Source organism: Sulfitobacter sp. 1A13679 (assembly GCF_043557115.1).
GTDB classification, from domain to species: domain Bacteria; phylum Pseudomonadota; class Alphaproteobacteria; order Rhodobacterales; family Rhodobacteraceae; genus Sulfitobacter; species Sulfitobacter faviae.
In genome coordinates this window covers 37,910-51,308 of sequence record NZ_JBIFFO010000007.1, presented here as the reverse complement: position 1 = coordinate 51,308, position 13,399 = coordinate 37,910, and the positions used below count along the sequence as shown (strand labels likewise).

Genomic DNA, 13,399 nt, shown 5'->3' with positions numbered 1-13,399 from the left:
GTGAACAAAATCTATGGATCCGCCGCCGAGGCGCTGGAAGGCGTTCTGTCGGATGGCATGCTGATCGCCGCCGGGGGCTTTGGCCTTTGCGGCATTCCGGAATTGCTGTTGCAGGCGATCAAGGATAACGGGGCCAAAGACCTCACCTTTGCGTCGAACAATGCGGGCGTCGATGACTTCGGCATCGGCATTCTGCTGCAATCGCGGCAGGTTAAAAAGATGATCTCCTCCTATGTGGGGGAGAATGCCGAATTCATGCGCCAGTATCTGTCGGGCGAACTTGAGCTTGAATTCAATCCTCAGGGCACATTGGCCGAGCGCATGCGCGCTGGCGGTGCCGGCATCCCGGGGTTCTACACCAAGACCGGCGTCGGCACCCAGATCGCCGAAGGCAAGGAAGTGAAGCAGTTCCACGGTGAGGATTACATCCTCGAAGAAGGCATCTTTGCCGATCTGTCGATCGTGAAGGCATGGAAAGCCGACGACACCGGCAACCTCGTCTTCCGCAAGACCGCGCGCAACTTCAACCCGCCCGCGGCCATGTGCGGCAAGGTCTGCATCGTTGAAGTCGAAGAGATCGTCCCTCGCGGCAGCCTCGACCCCGACCACATCCACCTGCCGGGCATCTATGTGCATCGCATCATCCAAGGCGAGCACGAGAAACGCATCGAAAAGGTCACGACACGCAAGCGGGAGGAAGCCTAATGCCTTGGGATAGAGATCAGATGGCGGCACGCGCCGCAGAGGAACTCGAAGACGGCATGTATGTGAACCTCGGCATCGGTATTCCGACGCTGGTGGCGAACTATGTCGGCGACAAGGACATCACGCTTCAGTCGGAAAACGGCATGTTGGGCATGGGCCCCTTCCCTTATGAGGGCGAGGAAGACCCCGACCTCATCAACGCCGGCAAGCAGACCATTACCGAGCTGAGCCGCACCGCCTATTTCGACAGCGCCATGTCTTTTGGCATGATCCGCGGCGGCAAGATCGCAGCGGCGATCCTCGGCGCGATGGAAGTGGCCGAGAACGGCGATCTGGCAAACTGGATGATCCCCGGCAAGCTCGTCAAGGGCATGGGCGGCGCGATGGACCTCGTGGCCGGTGTCCGCAAGGTCATCGTCGTGATGGACCACCAGAACAAGGCCGGGGACTCGAAGGTGCTGAAAGAATGCACCCTGCCGCTGACCGGCAAAGGCGTGGTCGACCGGATCATCACCAACCTCGGTGTGCTTGATGTGGTCGAAGGTGGCTTGAAGATCGTCGAATGCGCCGATGGCGTGACCGAGGATGAGCTGCGCGCGGCGACCCAAGCGACGATCGTTTGAGAAAACAGCCCTCGGCGGCATCCGCCGGGGGCATGCCCGTCGCGATCAGTTCATTGCGGCAAAAACACAGCCATCGCTGATCAGCTCTGGCGGTGTCAGGCAAAGCCCCTGCGCCACTTGAAACGCCGCCAGCACCTTGGGCACATAGTCGCGCGTCTCAGCAAAAGGCGGCACGCCCGCATGTTTCCGCACCGACCCCTCCCCCGCGTTATAGCCCGCCAGCACGAGAATCGGATCGCGGTCGAACTCCCCCATCAGCCAGTCGAGGTATTTGACCCCGCCTGAGATATTCTCGGCCGCGACAATACTGTCGCGCACGCCAAAACGGGCGGCGGTATCGGGCATCAGTTGCATCAGGCCAGCCGCCCCCGCCCGGCTCACCGCATCGGCCCGGCCTGCTGATTCCACGCTGATCACCGCCAACACGAGCGCCGGAGAGACCTTGGTGCCCACGGTGGCGCGCAAGATGTCCACCCCATTGCTGCGCGCGATATCTTGCAAATGTTGCAGGCGCGGTGCGGGCACTTTGCCGCCCGAAAGCGCCGCCATCGCGGGGGCCAATCGCCCTGCCCCGCTCCGCTCAGCCGCGGGAGAGATTTTATCCCAGAACCAATCGAACTGCCCGGCGTTCAAAGGCGCGATCGCGCCGCTCGGGGTCGCGGCGACCGCGGGGCCTGTGTCCACCTCCGCCGCTGCCGCGGCGCGGGCCGCCGGATCGATTTGCACGGTGATGCGTTTGGCCCCCTTCTTGGGCGGGCCGACCCGTTTGGCCGAGAACTCAGGGAACGGTTTCGGCCCTTCTGCCATGGCGGCAGGGGCCATGAGAGCCGTGACCAGCGAGAATGCCAATATGCGATACATGCCTGCTCTACCTTGCGTCTGACGCGCCTTTGCGCGGCAATATCTCACGAATCGTGGAATCGGGCCAGCGTTTGAGGCGGGGATCATGGCAATTTCGCCGCAATTGCGGTGTTAGACGGTGGGAAAGCGCAGGCGGAAGACCCGATACGAGAATTAAAACGCCAATAAACAAAGGGTTAACATGTTTCCGCAAGAAAATCGCGGACAGTCTGGAAAAGGCACGTTTGCTGCCAAATTCGCGCCCCAATCCGACGGCTATATAGGGTCATACCAAGTCGGACAGCCTCAAATGAGAGAACGAGGCACACCGGACGGCGAGGTTAAGACCTTTTACTCAGTGATCCTTGGAGGGACATGACATGATGAACTTTATCAAAAACTTCCGCAAAGACGAAGACGGTGCCGTGACAGTTGACTGGGTCGTTCTGACCGCTGCGATCGTTGGCTTGGCCGTGGTTGCTTTCAACACAATCGGCACGAATACGGAAACGCTCACAGGTGAAATAGCAGATGCGATTGGTGATGTTTCGGTTACTGAGGATAGCACCGACAACGACACCTAATATGTTTGGGCAATAGATCACTTCCATTAAAGGGCTGGCTTCGTCCGGAAGGCAGCCCTTTTTGTTTGTTGACCCGAATGTCGCCTACCAAATCAACGGAAACAAAAATGAGCAGATTCTTTGCGAACTTCGCACGCGACCAGAATGGCGCCATCAGCGTTGATTGGATTGTCTTGACGGTCGGACTGGTTGGCCTCGCGATCCTCATGCTAGGCGTATTCTCGGACAGCCTTGATGTGCTAGTTGAATACATCCGGGTCCAGCTGACCGCTTAAGACGACAGCGCCCCCCAAACGCGGCACGGCAAGCTCCTTCGGATCGCCTCCGGGCAGACCAATTCTCGCCATATTCGGCAGCTAACCTGCCTAGGAGATCAAAGCGGGCCGAGACTCGCTTCCATAGCAAAGAGGTAACATCATGCGAGCCGTATTCGGATTGGTTCTTTTGGTAGGTGTCGCACTTGCCGGCGGCGCCGTTTATCTGGCGAAAGACCGGATTTCACAGTATCAGGCTGCCAACGCCCGCGCCCAGGCCGCGCTTGCGCAGGTCGTGCCAACCAAGACCGTTTGGGTGGCTGACAAACCGTTGAAATACGGGCAACCCCTGACCCGCGAAGACGTCCGCCCCGTGAAGTGGCCCGAGAACGCCATTCCTGAGGGTTCCTTCTTCGAGGAAACCGTATTGTTCCCTGAAAACACAAAAGAACAACGCATCGTGCTGCGCAACATCGAGAAAGATGAAGCGATCATGGCCGTGAAGGTGACCGAGCCGGGCGAGGACTCTGGCCTGACCTCCCGCCTTGCGCGCGGAATGCGGGCCTTTGCACTTAAAGTTGATGTTTCCAGCGGCGTTTCGGGCTTCCTGCGCCCCGGTGACCGGGTGGATATCTATTGGACGGGCCGCGTAAACGTTGGCAACCAGTCCAGCAATGGCGATGTCACCAAGCTGATCGAATCGGCCATTCAGCTAATCGCCATCGACCAAAGCGCCGATGCGTTGGTCGTGGGGGAAGCCTCGATTGCCAAAACGGTGACGGTTGCCGTGAACCCGCAGCAGGTTGCCGCGCTTGCACAGGCACAATCGACCGGCAAACTCTACCTTTCCCTCGTCGGCACGAATGACGACACCGTGGCCGAGGCCATCGAAGTCGACCAACGCTCGCTTCTGGGAATCGAGGCGCAAGAGACCATCGCCGAAGTAACCAAAGAGAAGGTTTGCACGATCCGCACCCGCCGCGGGGCTGAGGTGGTCGAACTGCCGATCCCCTGCACAAACTGACCTAAAAACAACCTCTTGCTAAGTTAACGAAGGCGCCGCACCCCCCTGCGGCGTCTTTCATTTTTGCAGGTATGTTGCGCATAGCCCACATGCACAGCGCCCGCGAAGAGCTTGATTCTTGCAATAAATTTGGAATTGCCGCAGAGTGTTGCCAAACGAGGGCAAAAAGACCCATCCCGAGGCGTGATCAAAAAGGCAGGTCACATGAAAATCGATAGATTTCTGAAAGCGGCCCTGCTGGGGCTGACACTGGGCGCAATGCCGATGGCATTGACCCTGCCCAGTTCAGCTGGCGCCGACACGCTGCGCGTTGTCAAACGCGGCACTAATTCCAGCCTCGACGTCCCGATGAACCGCGCCGTGGTGGTGGAAAGCGACATTCCCTTCGCGGAACTCAGCATCGCCAACCCCGGCATCGCGGATATTTCCTCTCTGTCTGACCGCACGATCTATGTGTTGGGCAAATCGCCGGGGTTGACCACGCTCACGCTGCTCGACGCGGCGGGGCAGCTGATCACCAATGTCGATGTCCGCGTCGCGGCGGATGTCTCTGAATTCAAAGAACGGCTGCGTCAAATCCTGCCGGGTGAGAAGATCGAAGTGCGCACGGCTAATGACGGTATCGTGCTGTCGGGCATCGTCTCTTCCACACAACGGCTGCAACGCGCGCTCGATCTGGCCGAACGCTACGCTCCCGAACGGGTCAGCAACCTGATGAGCGTGGGCGGCATCCAGCAGGTCATGATGAAGGTCCGTTTTGCCGAGATGCAGCGCAACGTGTCGAAATCGCTCGGCTCTTCGCTGGCAATCAACGGCGGCTCCGATTTCAGCGCGGGCACCGGCAGCACCAATACGTCAGGCGGGGTCGCCACCTCGCTGGGCGGGTCGATCCCATCGGCGAACCAGAACGCAGGCGCAGTGCTATTCGGCTTCAACGCAGGCTCTACCCAAGTGGGCATCCTGTTGGAAGCATTGGAAGAAAAAGGCGTCGTCCGGTTCTTGGCAGAGCCGAACCTCGTGGCGCTTTCGGGCCAAGAGGCCAAGTTCCTCGCCGGGGGCGAGTACCCGATCCCAGTCGCCCAAACCAGTGATACGGTATCGGTGGAGTTCAAACCCTTCGGCGTAGAACTCGCCTTTATTCCGCGCGTCGTGGACAAGGATATCATCAACCTTGAGATGAACGCCGCCGTTTCGGCCATCGACGCAAGCAACAGCATTTCATTGGGCAACGGCATCGAGATTTCCGCCTTCACCCGGCGCGAAACCTCGACCACGGTCGAGATGCGTGACGGGGAAAGCTTTGCCATCGCGGGCCTCTTGACCGACGACTTCACCGACAGCACGCGGCAACTGCCGTGGATCGGCGATGTCCCGGTGTTGGGCGCGCTGTTCCGTTCGGCGGATTACCAGCGCAGCCAGACCGAATTGGTCATCATCGTCACCGCCCATCTGGTCACCCCGACCCGTGGCGAAGCGCTGGCCCTGCCCACGGATCGCATCAAACCGCCCTCTGAGAAAGACCTGTTCCTGCACGGGCGCACGGCGGATGGCACCCGCACCCCCAGTCGGGGCGCTGCGGGCGAAGTGGCCAAGCAGGACTTCCGCGGCTCCTACGGTTATGTACTGGATTGATCCGATGACACGCAGACATATTACGTTGATCGCGGGCACCGCGGCCCTGGCCGGGCTCGCCGCCTGCGCGCCCAGCAACGATCCGGTCTATACGCAGTTCTACCGCGAGTCGGGGTCGATCGTGGACACGGGCCAATTCGGCAATGCCACGCTGCACAACCGCCAAGTCATGACCGGCGAAAAGCGTGTGACCTTTGATTTGGCGAACCGTTTCTCTAACGAAGTCCGCTCGACCGTGACCTTCGCCTTCAACTCGGCCCGACTGGACGCGAATGCGAAAGCCGTCCTGCGCCAGCAGGCCAGCTGGATTCGCCAATTCCCCGAGATTCGCTTCCGCGTCTATGGCCACACTGATCTGGTCGGCTCGCAGGCCTATAACCGCGCCTTGGGGCTGCGCCGGGCGCAGGCCGTGGTGCGCTATCTCTCGACCTTGGGAATCAGCCCCAGCCGTTTGGAAGCCGTTGTTTCCTTTGGCGAAACTCAGCCTCTGATCGTGACCCAGGGCCGCGAGCGTCGCAACCGGCGCACGGTGACCGAGGTCAGCGGCTTCGTCCACGGCCACCCGATGCTGCTGGACGGCAAATATGCGCAGATCATCTACCGCGAATATGTAGCCAGCGCCGTGCCCCCCTCTCAGCTAAGCTCCGGTGCCACCGAAGCAGGTGGCGGCGGCGGGGAGTAAGGGTAAGCCCTTCTTTCGCATGGATAATATCCCCCCGCGCCTTTGGGCCGCGGGGGTTTTCGTCTCTGAAAAGCCATGTCCAATCGGGCGCGAATGGACGTATCGTTTCAAGATACCCAACAATAGAGGCTTTTTGGCCCCAATCTCGCCCCAGTTGGGGGTGATATTCGACGCAGAAGGATAAATGTGCCCGGCTCAAGAGCCGCGCATAAGGCAGAGGTCAGAGCGTTCGCAGCGACAGAATATCGCCGCCCTCCGGCCAAACCGTTGATGTAAAGGACAAAAGGTCATGAGCAGCACTATGCCACAACCCGAAGCAGCGCCGATCGTTGCCTGCACAATCAGCCGTGATGTACAGAACTTCGACCTCTTGATCGAAGATATGGAAGCCACTTTGGGCGAAAGCTGGGGTGATCTGGGATTCGCCGAGGCGCTGGCATTCTTCAGCCAACCCGAAGCCGAGGCGATGGAATTCGTCGCCCTCGCCATGGATGAGACCGATGAGGACAACCTCGTTTTGATGAGCGAAATCATCACGCAGGCCAAGGCGCGCGACATCCGGGTGATCCTGATCGCCGAAGACATGACCCCCGCCGCGTTGCATTCGCTGCTGCGGCAGGGGGCGGATGAATTCGTCCCCTATCCGCTGCCCGAAGGCGAATTGGCCCAGGCCATTGCCCGCGTCCGGGCCGGAGAGAACGCCCCCCCTGCCCCCGCAGCCGACAGCAGTGCGCCGCAGCTGAAGGCCGGTGCGCAAAAGGATGGCGCACTGATCGTCGTGCATGGTTTGGCTGGGGGCACCGGGGCCACGACCCTTGCCGTGAACCTCGCTTGGGAACTGGCAAATGCCGACAAGAAAAACCCGCCCTCGGTCTGCCTGCTGGATTTCGACCTGCAATATGGCTCGGTCGCGACCTTCCTTGATCTGCAACGCCGCGAGGCGGTCTATGAGATGATGTCCGACACGGAATCCATGGACGAAGAGATCTTTGGCCAAGCGCTGCAAACCTTTGAGGACAAGCTGCATGTGCTGACCGCCCCGGCAGAGATGCTGCCGCTTGATATCGTGACCAACGAAGATATCGACCGCATCCTCAACATGGCGCGCAACCAGTTCGACTATGTCATCGTCGACATGCCCTCGACGCTGGTTCAATGGTCCGAGACGGTGCTGACCAGCGCGCATGTCTACTTTGCCATGCTGGAACTCGACATGCGCTCGGCCCAGAACGCGCTGCGCTTCAAACGGGCGCTGCAGTCTGAGGAACTGCCCTTTGAAAAGCTGCGCTATGTGATGAACCGCGCGCCGAAATTCACCGATCTCAGCGCCAAGAGCCGGGTCAAGCGCATGGCCGAATCGCTGAGCATTTCGATCGACGTGCAGATGCCCGATGGCGGCAAGGCGGTGACGCAGGCCAATGACCACGGGCTGCCGCTGGCCAATTCCGCCCCGAAAAGCCCGCTGCGCCGCGAAATCGCCAAACTGGCAAGCTCCATCCAAGATCTCAAGGGCGAGCAGGCCAAAGCCGCCTGAGCCCCCTAGCGAAAGAGCGTACCGATGTTCTCGAAATACAAGAAACCAGCCTCTGCCACCCCGAAAGCCGCCGCCCCCGCGCCGGCGCGTGAGGCCAAGCCAGCCAAAGCCGCCCAGCCCGCCCCCGCGGCACCTGCGCCCGCGCCGGCGGCCAAACCGGTTTCAATGCGCCGCGCGGTCAAACCCGCCGCCGCCTCCCCCGAGGACCGTGAGGTCAAGCGCAAGCAGCGGATGAGTGAGATCAAACTCGAATTGCACCGCGCGCTCTTGGACAACCTCAACCTCGCCGCGCTGGAACATGCCTCGGAAGCTGATTTGCGGCAGGAAATCAACGATATCGCCGTCGAGATCCTTTCCGAAAAGAGCATCGTGCTCAACCGCGAAGACCGCATGACGCTGAACTCCGAGCTTTATGACGAGGTCACCGGTCTTGGCCCGCTTGAGACGCTGCTGAAAGACGACAGCGTCAACGATATTCTGGTGAACGGCCCGCAGCAGATTTTCGTCGAACGCGACGGCAAGCTGCAATTGACCGACATCACATTCAAAGACGAAAAACACCTGCTGCGGATCATCGACAAGATCGTCTCGGCGGTGGGGCGTCGGGTGGATGAAAGCAACCCTTACGTTGACGCGCGTCTCAAGGATGGCTCGCGTTTCAACGCCATGGTGCCCCCGGTGGCCGTCGATGGCTCGCTCGTGTCTATTCGTAAGTTCAAGAAAGACAAGCTGGGCATCGACGATCTGGTGAACTTCGGCGCCTTCTCGGAAGAGATGGCCGCCTATTTGCAGGCCGCCGTGGCCACGCGTCTCAACATCATCGTGTCGGGCGGTACGGGCTCGGGTAAGACCACCACGCTCAACGCGCTGTCGTCTTTCATCGACAATGCTGAACGCATTCTGACCATCGAAGACACCGCCGAATTGCAACTGCAACAGACCCATGTGGGCCGGATGGAAAGCCGCCCGCCCAATGTCGAAGGCAAGGGCGAAGTCTCGCCCCGCGACTGTCTGAAAAACGCCCTTCGGATGCGCCCCGACCGCATCATCGTCGGCGAGACGCGCGGCGAAGAGGTCATCGACATGTTGCAGGCGATGAACACTGGCCACGACGGCTCCATGACCACGATTCACGCCAACTCGCCCCGCGATGGCATCAGCCGTCTGGAAAACATGATTGCCATGGCCGGGATCGAAATGCCGCTCAAGGCGATGCGAAGCCAGATCTCCTCGGCTGTGAACCTGATCGTGCAGGCCAGCCGCTTGCAAGACGGCTCGCGCCGGATGACCTCGATCACCGAGATCACGGGCATGGAGGGCGAGGTCATCTCGATGCAGGAGATCTTCCGCTTCCAGCGCGTCGGCCTGACGCCCGAGAACAAGATTATCGGCCATTTCACCGCCACCGGCGTGCGCAGCCACTTCTCTGAGCGGTTCCGCATGTGGGGCTATGACCTGCCCGCCTCCATCTACGAACCCGTGGCGGCCCAGTAAGGATTGATGCAATGAGTGCCGAACCAATCATCTATGGTCTGATCTTCATCGGCGTTCTGGTGCTGGTCGAAGGGCTGTACCTTGTCGCATTCGGCAAATCCATCAGCCTCAACAGCCGCGTGAACCGCCGCCTTGAGATGCTAGAGAAAGGCGCCCGCCGCGAAGAGGTGCTCGACAAGCTGCGCAAGGAAATGCAGCAGCATATGAACGCCAAGTCGATCCCGCTCTACTCCCTGCTGTCAGAACGTGCGCAGAAGGCCGCAATTGCCTTCACGCCGCAGCAGTTGCTGATGATCATGGCCGGGTTGGCCGCTTTGGCCTTTCTGGGGCTGACCATCGGCACCGATACCTCCGTGTCGGTGCGCGCGCTGATGTCCATCGCCATGGGCGTGGGCGCAGTGTTCTTTTGGGTGTCGCATAAGGCCAGCAAACGCATGGCGATGATCGAAGAGCAGCTTCCCGATGCGGTGGAACTGATGGTGCGCAGCCTGCGGGTGGGGCACCCTTTCTCCAACGCGATTTCCATCGTGTCCAAGGAAATCCAAGACCCGCTTGCCTCGGAATTTGGCGTGATCGCCGATGAGGCCGCCTATGGCCGCGATCTGGGCGAGGCGCTGAAGGATATGGCCGAACGGCTCGACATGCAGGATTTGCGCTTTCTCGCCGTCGCCGTGACCATTCAGCAGCAATCGGGCGGCAACTTGGCCGAGATCCTCGCCGGTCTGGCCAAGGTGATCCGCGCCCGCTTCCGCCTGTTCCGCCGTGTCAAAGCCATCACGGCCGAGGCGAAATGGTCGGGCAAGTTCCTGTCGGGCTTCCCGCTGGCCGCGCTGGTGGTGATCAACCTCGGCGATCCGCATTACTACGACGAGGTGCGCGATCACCCCTATTTCATTCCCGCCTGTTTCCTTGTGGGGATCTTCCTTGTGCTAAACCTTTTCGTGATGCGCATCCTTACCAATATCAAAGTCTGAGAGGCCGGTGATGGAATTTTTCAATCAGCTTAACGATCAGATCAACCAAGCCTTGGGGCCGATGGGGCTGATCATCATCATCGGCACTTTGGGCGTGGCCTTGGTGGCGATCACGCTGGTCTTGATGCTGCGCCAGCCCGAAGACCCGCTGACCAAGCTTAAGCGCACTAGCTCTGCCCCGACGGGCGACAGTTCGCGCGAAAAGCTGCGCCAATCGGATCAAAACGCGCAGTTGCAAAAATTCGCCAAGTTTCTTGAGCCCGAGGACGTGGCCGAACTCAGCGCCAAACAGTTGATGCTGCGCCAAGCGGGCTATCGTTCGCGCGATGCGGTGCGGCTTTATTACTTTGCCCAATTTGCACTCGGGATGCTCGGGCTGGTCGGCGGTCTGGTCTATACCAATGTCTTGGGCGGCGGCGAAGGGCTGACCACGCAGCAGACCATGATGTGGGCCATCGGCCCCGGCGCCATTGGTTACTACCTGCCGAAATACTGGGTCCGCCGCCGGGTCGATTCCCGCAAAGAAGAGATCACCCGCGGCTTCCCCGACGCGCTGGATATGATGCTTGTCTGCGTCGAAGCCGGGCAATCGCTGGACCAATGCATCGTCCGCGTCGCCCGCGAGCTGCGCGCCTCCTACCGCGCCCTTTCCGAAGAGTTCGAGATGGTCGCCTATGAGATGAAAGCGGGTAAGGACAAGGTATCGGTGCTCAACGACATGGGCGAGCGTTGCGGCGTGCAGGATGTCTCCTCTTTCGTGACCGTGCTGATCCAATCGGCGGCTTTCGGCACCTCCATCGCCGACGCCCTGCGCGTCTATGCCGCCGAGATGCGCGACAAACGTGTGATGCGGGCCGAGGAAGCGGCAAACAAGTTGCCAACCAAGATGACCCTTGCCACTATGGGCCTCACCGTGCCGCCGCTGCTGATCATTCTGGTCGGCCCCTCGGCGCATGGCATCTCGCAACTGGGTCAGATGGGGAATTAATGAAAAAGGAAATTCGGCGCAGCCTTCTCCGCGCCGTTTTCATCGGGCCGATCTTGGGCCTTGCTCTGGCCGCCTGTTCGACAGGCGGCTTTTCCGCGTTGCGCGGGGATCAGACACCCGAAAACCTCTATGCCCCCGGCGTGAACCAACGGGCCGAGGCGGTTGATGGGATCGAGGTGGGCCATAGGCTCATCGCGGCGGGGCAATATGAATTGGCCATCAAATCCTTCAACCGCGCCGCACTGGAGCATGGGCTGACCGGGGAAATCCTCTCGGCTCTCGGCAGCGCCAACCTTGGGCTTGGGCGTTTGGGACAGGCGGAAACCCTGCTGCGCCGCGCCGTTGAGAAAGACGCCGCCGAGCCGGAAGTCTGGAACAACCTTGGCGTCGTGCTGATGGAAAGCGGCCAGACCGCCGAGGCCGAGCAGATTTTCCGCAAAGCCTATGCCCTCGATAATGGCGAAAGTGACGCAATTCGGGACAATCTGCGCTTGGCGCTCGCAAAAACGGAAAAATCTGTTATAACAGAAGTCAATGAGGATAATTACAAATTGGTGCGGCGCGGCAGCGGGGATTACCTGATCCGTCCGACACCATGACCCGGCAGAGCAGTAAGAGGACGCAAAATGCGCCATCCAATCATTCTGGCCGTCTGCATGGCAGGCGTCACCGCCCTTGCAGGCTGCGGTGAAAAAGACGCGAACGCCACCGTTGAACGGGCCTTCAAGGACGTCAATGTGGTGGATGAAACCAACCTTTCTGACGTCATGCTGACCGTGGCCGACCCCAATGAGGCGGTGAGCTATTTCGCGAGGTCCATCAAGGAAAGCCCCGACCGGATCGACCACCAGCGCGGGCTCGCCGCGTCACTGGTCCGCGCCAAACGCACGACTGAGGCCGTTTCCGAATGGGACAAGGTCACCAAGATGGAAGGCGCCACCCCCGAAGACAGCGTGCAATTGGCCGATGCGCTGATCCGCTCGGGCAACTGGGCGCGGGCCGAGACGGTGCTCAACGGCATCCCGCCCACTCATGAGACCTTTGCCCGCTACCGGCTTGAGGCTATGGTTGCCGACAGCAAGGAACAGTGGGAACGCGCCGACAGTTTTTATGAAATCGCCGTCGGCCTGACCACGACCCCCGCCGCCGTGATGAACAACTGGGGCTACTCCAAACTAACCCGCGGCGATTACCCCGAAGCCGAGCGTCTGTTTGGCGAGGCGATCCGCCAAGACAACACGCTTTTCACCGCCAAGAACAACCTCGTCATGGCCCGCGCCGCACAGCGCGACTATACCCTGCCCGTCATGCCGATGGAGCAATCTGAGCGCGCCCAGCTTTTGCACACGATGGCCCTGTCGGCGATCAAACGCGGCGATGTGGAGACCGGCAAGGGCCTGCTGCGCGAAGCGATCGACACGCACCCCCAGCACTTCGAAGCCGCCGTCCGCTCTCTGCGCGCATTGGAAAACGGCTGATCCATGGCGATCTCTGCCACGGCGGCCCTGTGGTTTCTGCCCTTCGTCCTGCCGATCTGCCTCTATGTCGCCTTCACCGACATGAAGCAGATGCGGATCACCAATCAGGCGGTCTTAGTGCTGACCGCGATCTTTGTGCTGCTGGGGCTGTTTCTACTGCCCTTTGACACCTATCTCTGGCGCCTGCTGAGCCTTGTCGTGGTGCTGGTGGTCGGCATCGTCCTGAACGCCGCCGGAGTCATGGGGGCCGGTGACGCAAAGTTCGCCGCCGCCGCCGCGCCCTATATCGCATGGGGCGATCTGCGCCTCTTAATGATGCTTTTCATGGCCACCCTTCTCGCCGCCGCCGCCACGCACCGCGGGGTGAAATACACCCCCCTGCGCCGTCTCGCGCCCGATTGGCAAAGCTGGCAGGAGACCAAGAAATTCCCCATGGGCCTCGCCCTTGGCACCACGCTGGGGCTCTATCTGATCTTGGGGGCGCTCTTCGGGGTCTGACCGCCCCGCTGCAAACTCTTTTCATCGCGAGAAAGCGTCCACATTCACGCCATATTCAAGATTTACCGTCCAGTCTGACTGACAAGCCG

Annotated in this window: 15 protein-coding genes; 14 read left to right on the top strand and 1 reads right to left on the bottom strand. The window is 60.5% G+C overall.

From position 1 onward, the window contains the following. Together ACGYLA_RS07365 and ACGYLA_RS07360 are read left to right on the top strand one after the other, a co-directional pair. The gene (locus ACGYLA_RS07365) at window positions 1–705 is read left to right on the top strand and encodes a CoA transferase subunit A (protein WP_394431505.1); all 705 of its coding nucleotides are present in this window, start codon (window positions 1–3) and stop codon (window positions 703–705) included. Beyond that, entirely contained in the window at window positions 705–1,328 is a 624-nt protein-coding gene (locus ACGYLA_RS07360; protein ID WP_067267257.1) for a CoA transferase subunit B, read from the top strand. Before ACGYLA_RS07365 ends, ACGYLA_RS07360 begins: the two co-directional genes overlap by 1 nt. A gap of 45 nt (window positions 1,329–1,373) precedes the next feature. Here ACGYLA_RS07360 and ACGYLA_RS07355 read toward each other — a convergent pair whose 3' ends face one another. Further along, window positions 1,374–2,189 carry a lytic transglycosylase domain-containing protein gene (locus ACGYLA_RS07355; protein ID WP_394431503.1) on the bottom strand — a complete coding sequence of 272 codons (816 nt, stop codon included), beginning with the start codon at window positions 2,187–2,189 and terminating at the stop codon, window positions 1,374–1,376. A 359-nt stretch (window positions 2,190–2,548) separates the two neighbouring features. Here ACGYLA_RS07355 and ACGYLA_RS07350 point away from each other — a divergent pair, with 359 nt between their 5' ends. From ACGYLA_RS07350 to ACGYLA_RS07295, 12 genes are all read left to right on the top strand, one after another. Further along, a complete protein-coding gene (locus ACGYLA_RS07350) occupies window positions 2,549–2,752 on the top strand; it encodes a Flp family type IVb pilin (protein ID WP_394431500.1) in 204 nt (67 codons plus the stop codon). Window positions 2,753–2,859: 107 nt separating this feature from the next. After that, window positions 2,860–3,027, top strand: a complete 168-nt coding sequence (locus tag ACGYLA_RS07345; RefSeq protein WP_394431498.1) for a hypothetical protein — start codon at window positions 2,860–2,862, stop codon at window positions 3,025–3,027. A gap of 142 nt (window positions 3,028–3,169) precedes the next feature. Further along, entirely contained in the window at window positions 3,170–4,030 is an 861-nt protein-coding gene (cpaB, locus tag ACGYLA_RS07340) for a Flp pilus assembly protein CpaB (protein ID WP_394431496.1), read from the top strand. Between the two features lie 204 nt (window positions 4,031–4,234). Continuing rightward, window positions 4,235–5,662, top strand: a complete 1,428-nt coding sequence (locus ACGYLA_RS07335) for a type II and III secretion system protein family protein (protein WP_067267251.1) — start codon at window positions 4,235–4,237, stop codon at window positions 5,660–5,662. Beyond that, window positions 5,649–6,344, top strand: a complete 696-nt coding sequence (locus tag ACGYLA_RS07330; protein WP_394431494.1) for an OmpA family protein — start codon at window positions 5,649–5,651, stop codon at window positions 6,342–6,344. Before ACGYLA_RS07335 ends, ACGYLA_RS07330 begins: the two co-directional genes overlap by 14 nt. 289 nt (window positions 6,345–6,633) lie before the next feature. Then, window positions 6,634–7,878, top strand: coding sequence for a CpaE family protein (locus ACGYLA_RS07325; protein WP_394431492.1), 1,245 nt, complete (start codon window positions 6,634–6,636; stop codon window positions 7,876–7,878). Window positions 7,879–7,902: 24 nt separating this feature from the next. Next, window positions 7,903–9,372, top strand: coding sequence for a CpaF family protein (locus ACGYLA_RS07320; protein WP_394431490.1), 1,470 nt, complete (start codon window positions 7,903–7,905; stop codon window positions 9,370–9,372). Window positions 9,373–9,383: 11 nt separating this feature from the next. Continuing rightward, window positions 9,384–10,346, top strand: coding sequence for a type II secretion system F family protein (locus tag ACGYLA_RS07315; RefSeq protein ID WP_271693166.1), 963 nt, complete (start codon window positions 9,384–9,386; stop codon window positions 10,344–10,346). Between the two features lie 10 nt (window positions 10,347–10,356). Further along, window positions 10,357–11,334: a type II secretion system F family protein gene (locus ACGYLA_RS07310; protein ID WP_394431488.1), complete on the top strand. Its 978-nt coding sequence runs from the start codon at window positions 10,357–10,359 to the stop codon at window positions 11,332–11,334. Beyond that, window positions 11,334–11,933: a tetratricopeptide repeat protein gene (locus ACGYLA_RS07305; RefSeq protein ID WP_394431486.1), complete on the top strand. Its 600-nt coding sequence runs from the start codon at window positions 11,334–11,336 to the stop codon at window positions 11,931–11,933. The genes ACGYLA_RS07310 and ACGYLA_RS07305 overlap by 1 nt, the downstream gene beginning before the upstream one ends. Window positions 11,934–11,960: 27 nt before the next feature. Continuing rightward, the gene (locus ACGYLA_RS07300) at window positions 11,961–12,812 is read left to right on the top strand and encodes a tetratricopeptide repeat protein (RefSeq protein WP_394431484.1); all 852 of its coding nucleotides are present in this window, start codon (window positions 11,961–11,963) and stop codon (window positions 12,810–12,812) included. 3 nt (window positions 12,813–12,815) lie between these two features. Then, window positions 12,816–13,310, top strand: coding sequence for a prepilin peptidase (locus ACGYLA_RS07295; protein WP_322328221.1), 495 nt, complete (start codon window positions 12,816–12,818; stop codon window positions 13,308–13,310). Window positions 13,311–13,399 lie beyond the last annotated feature (89 nt).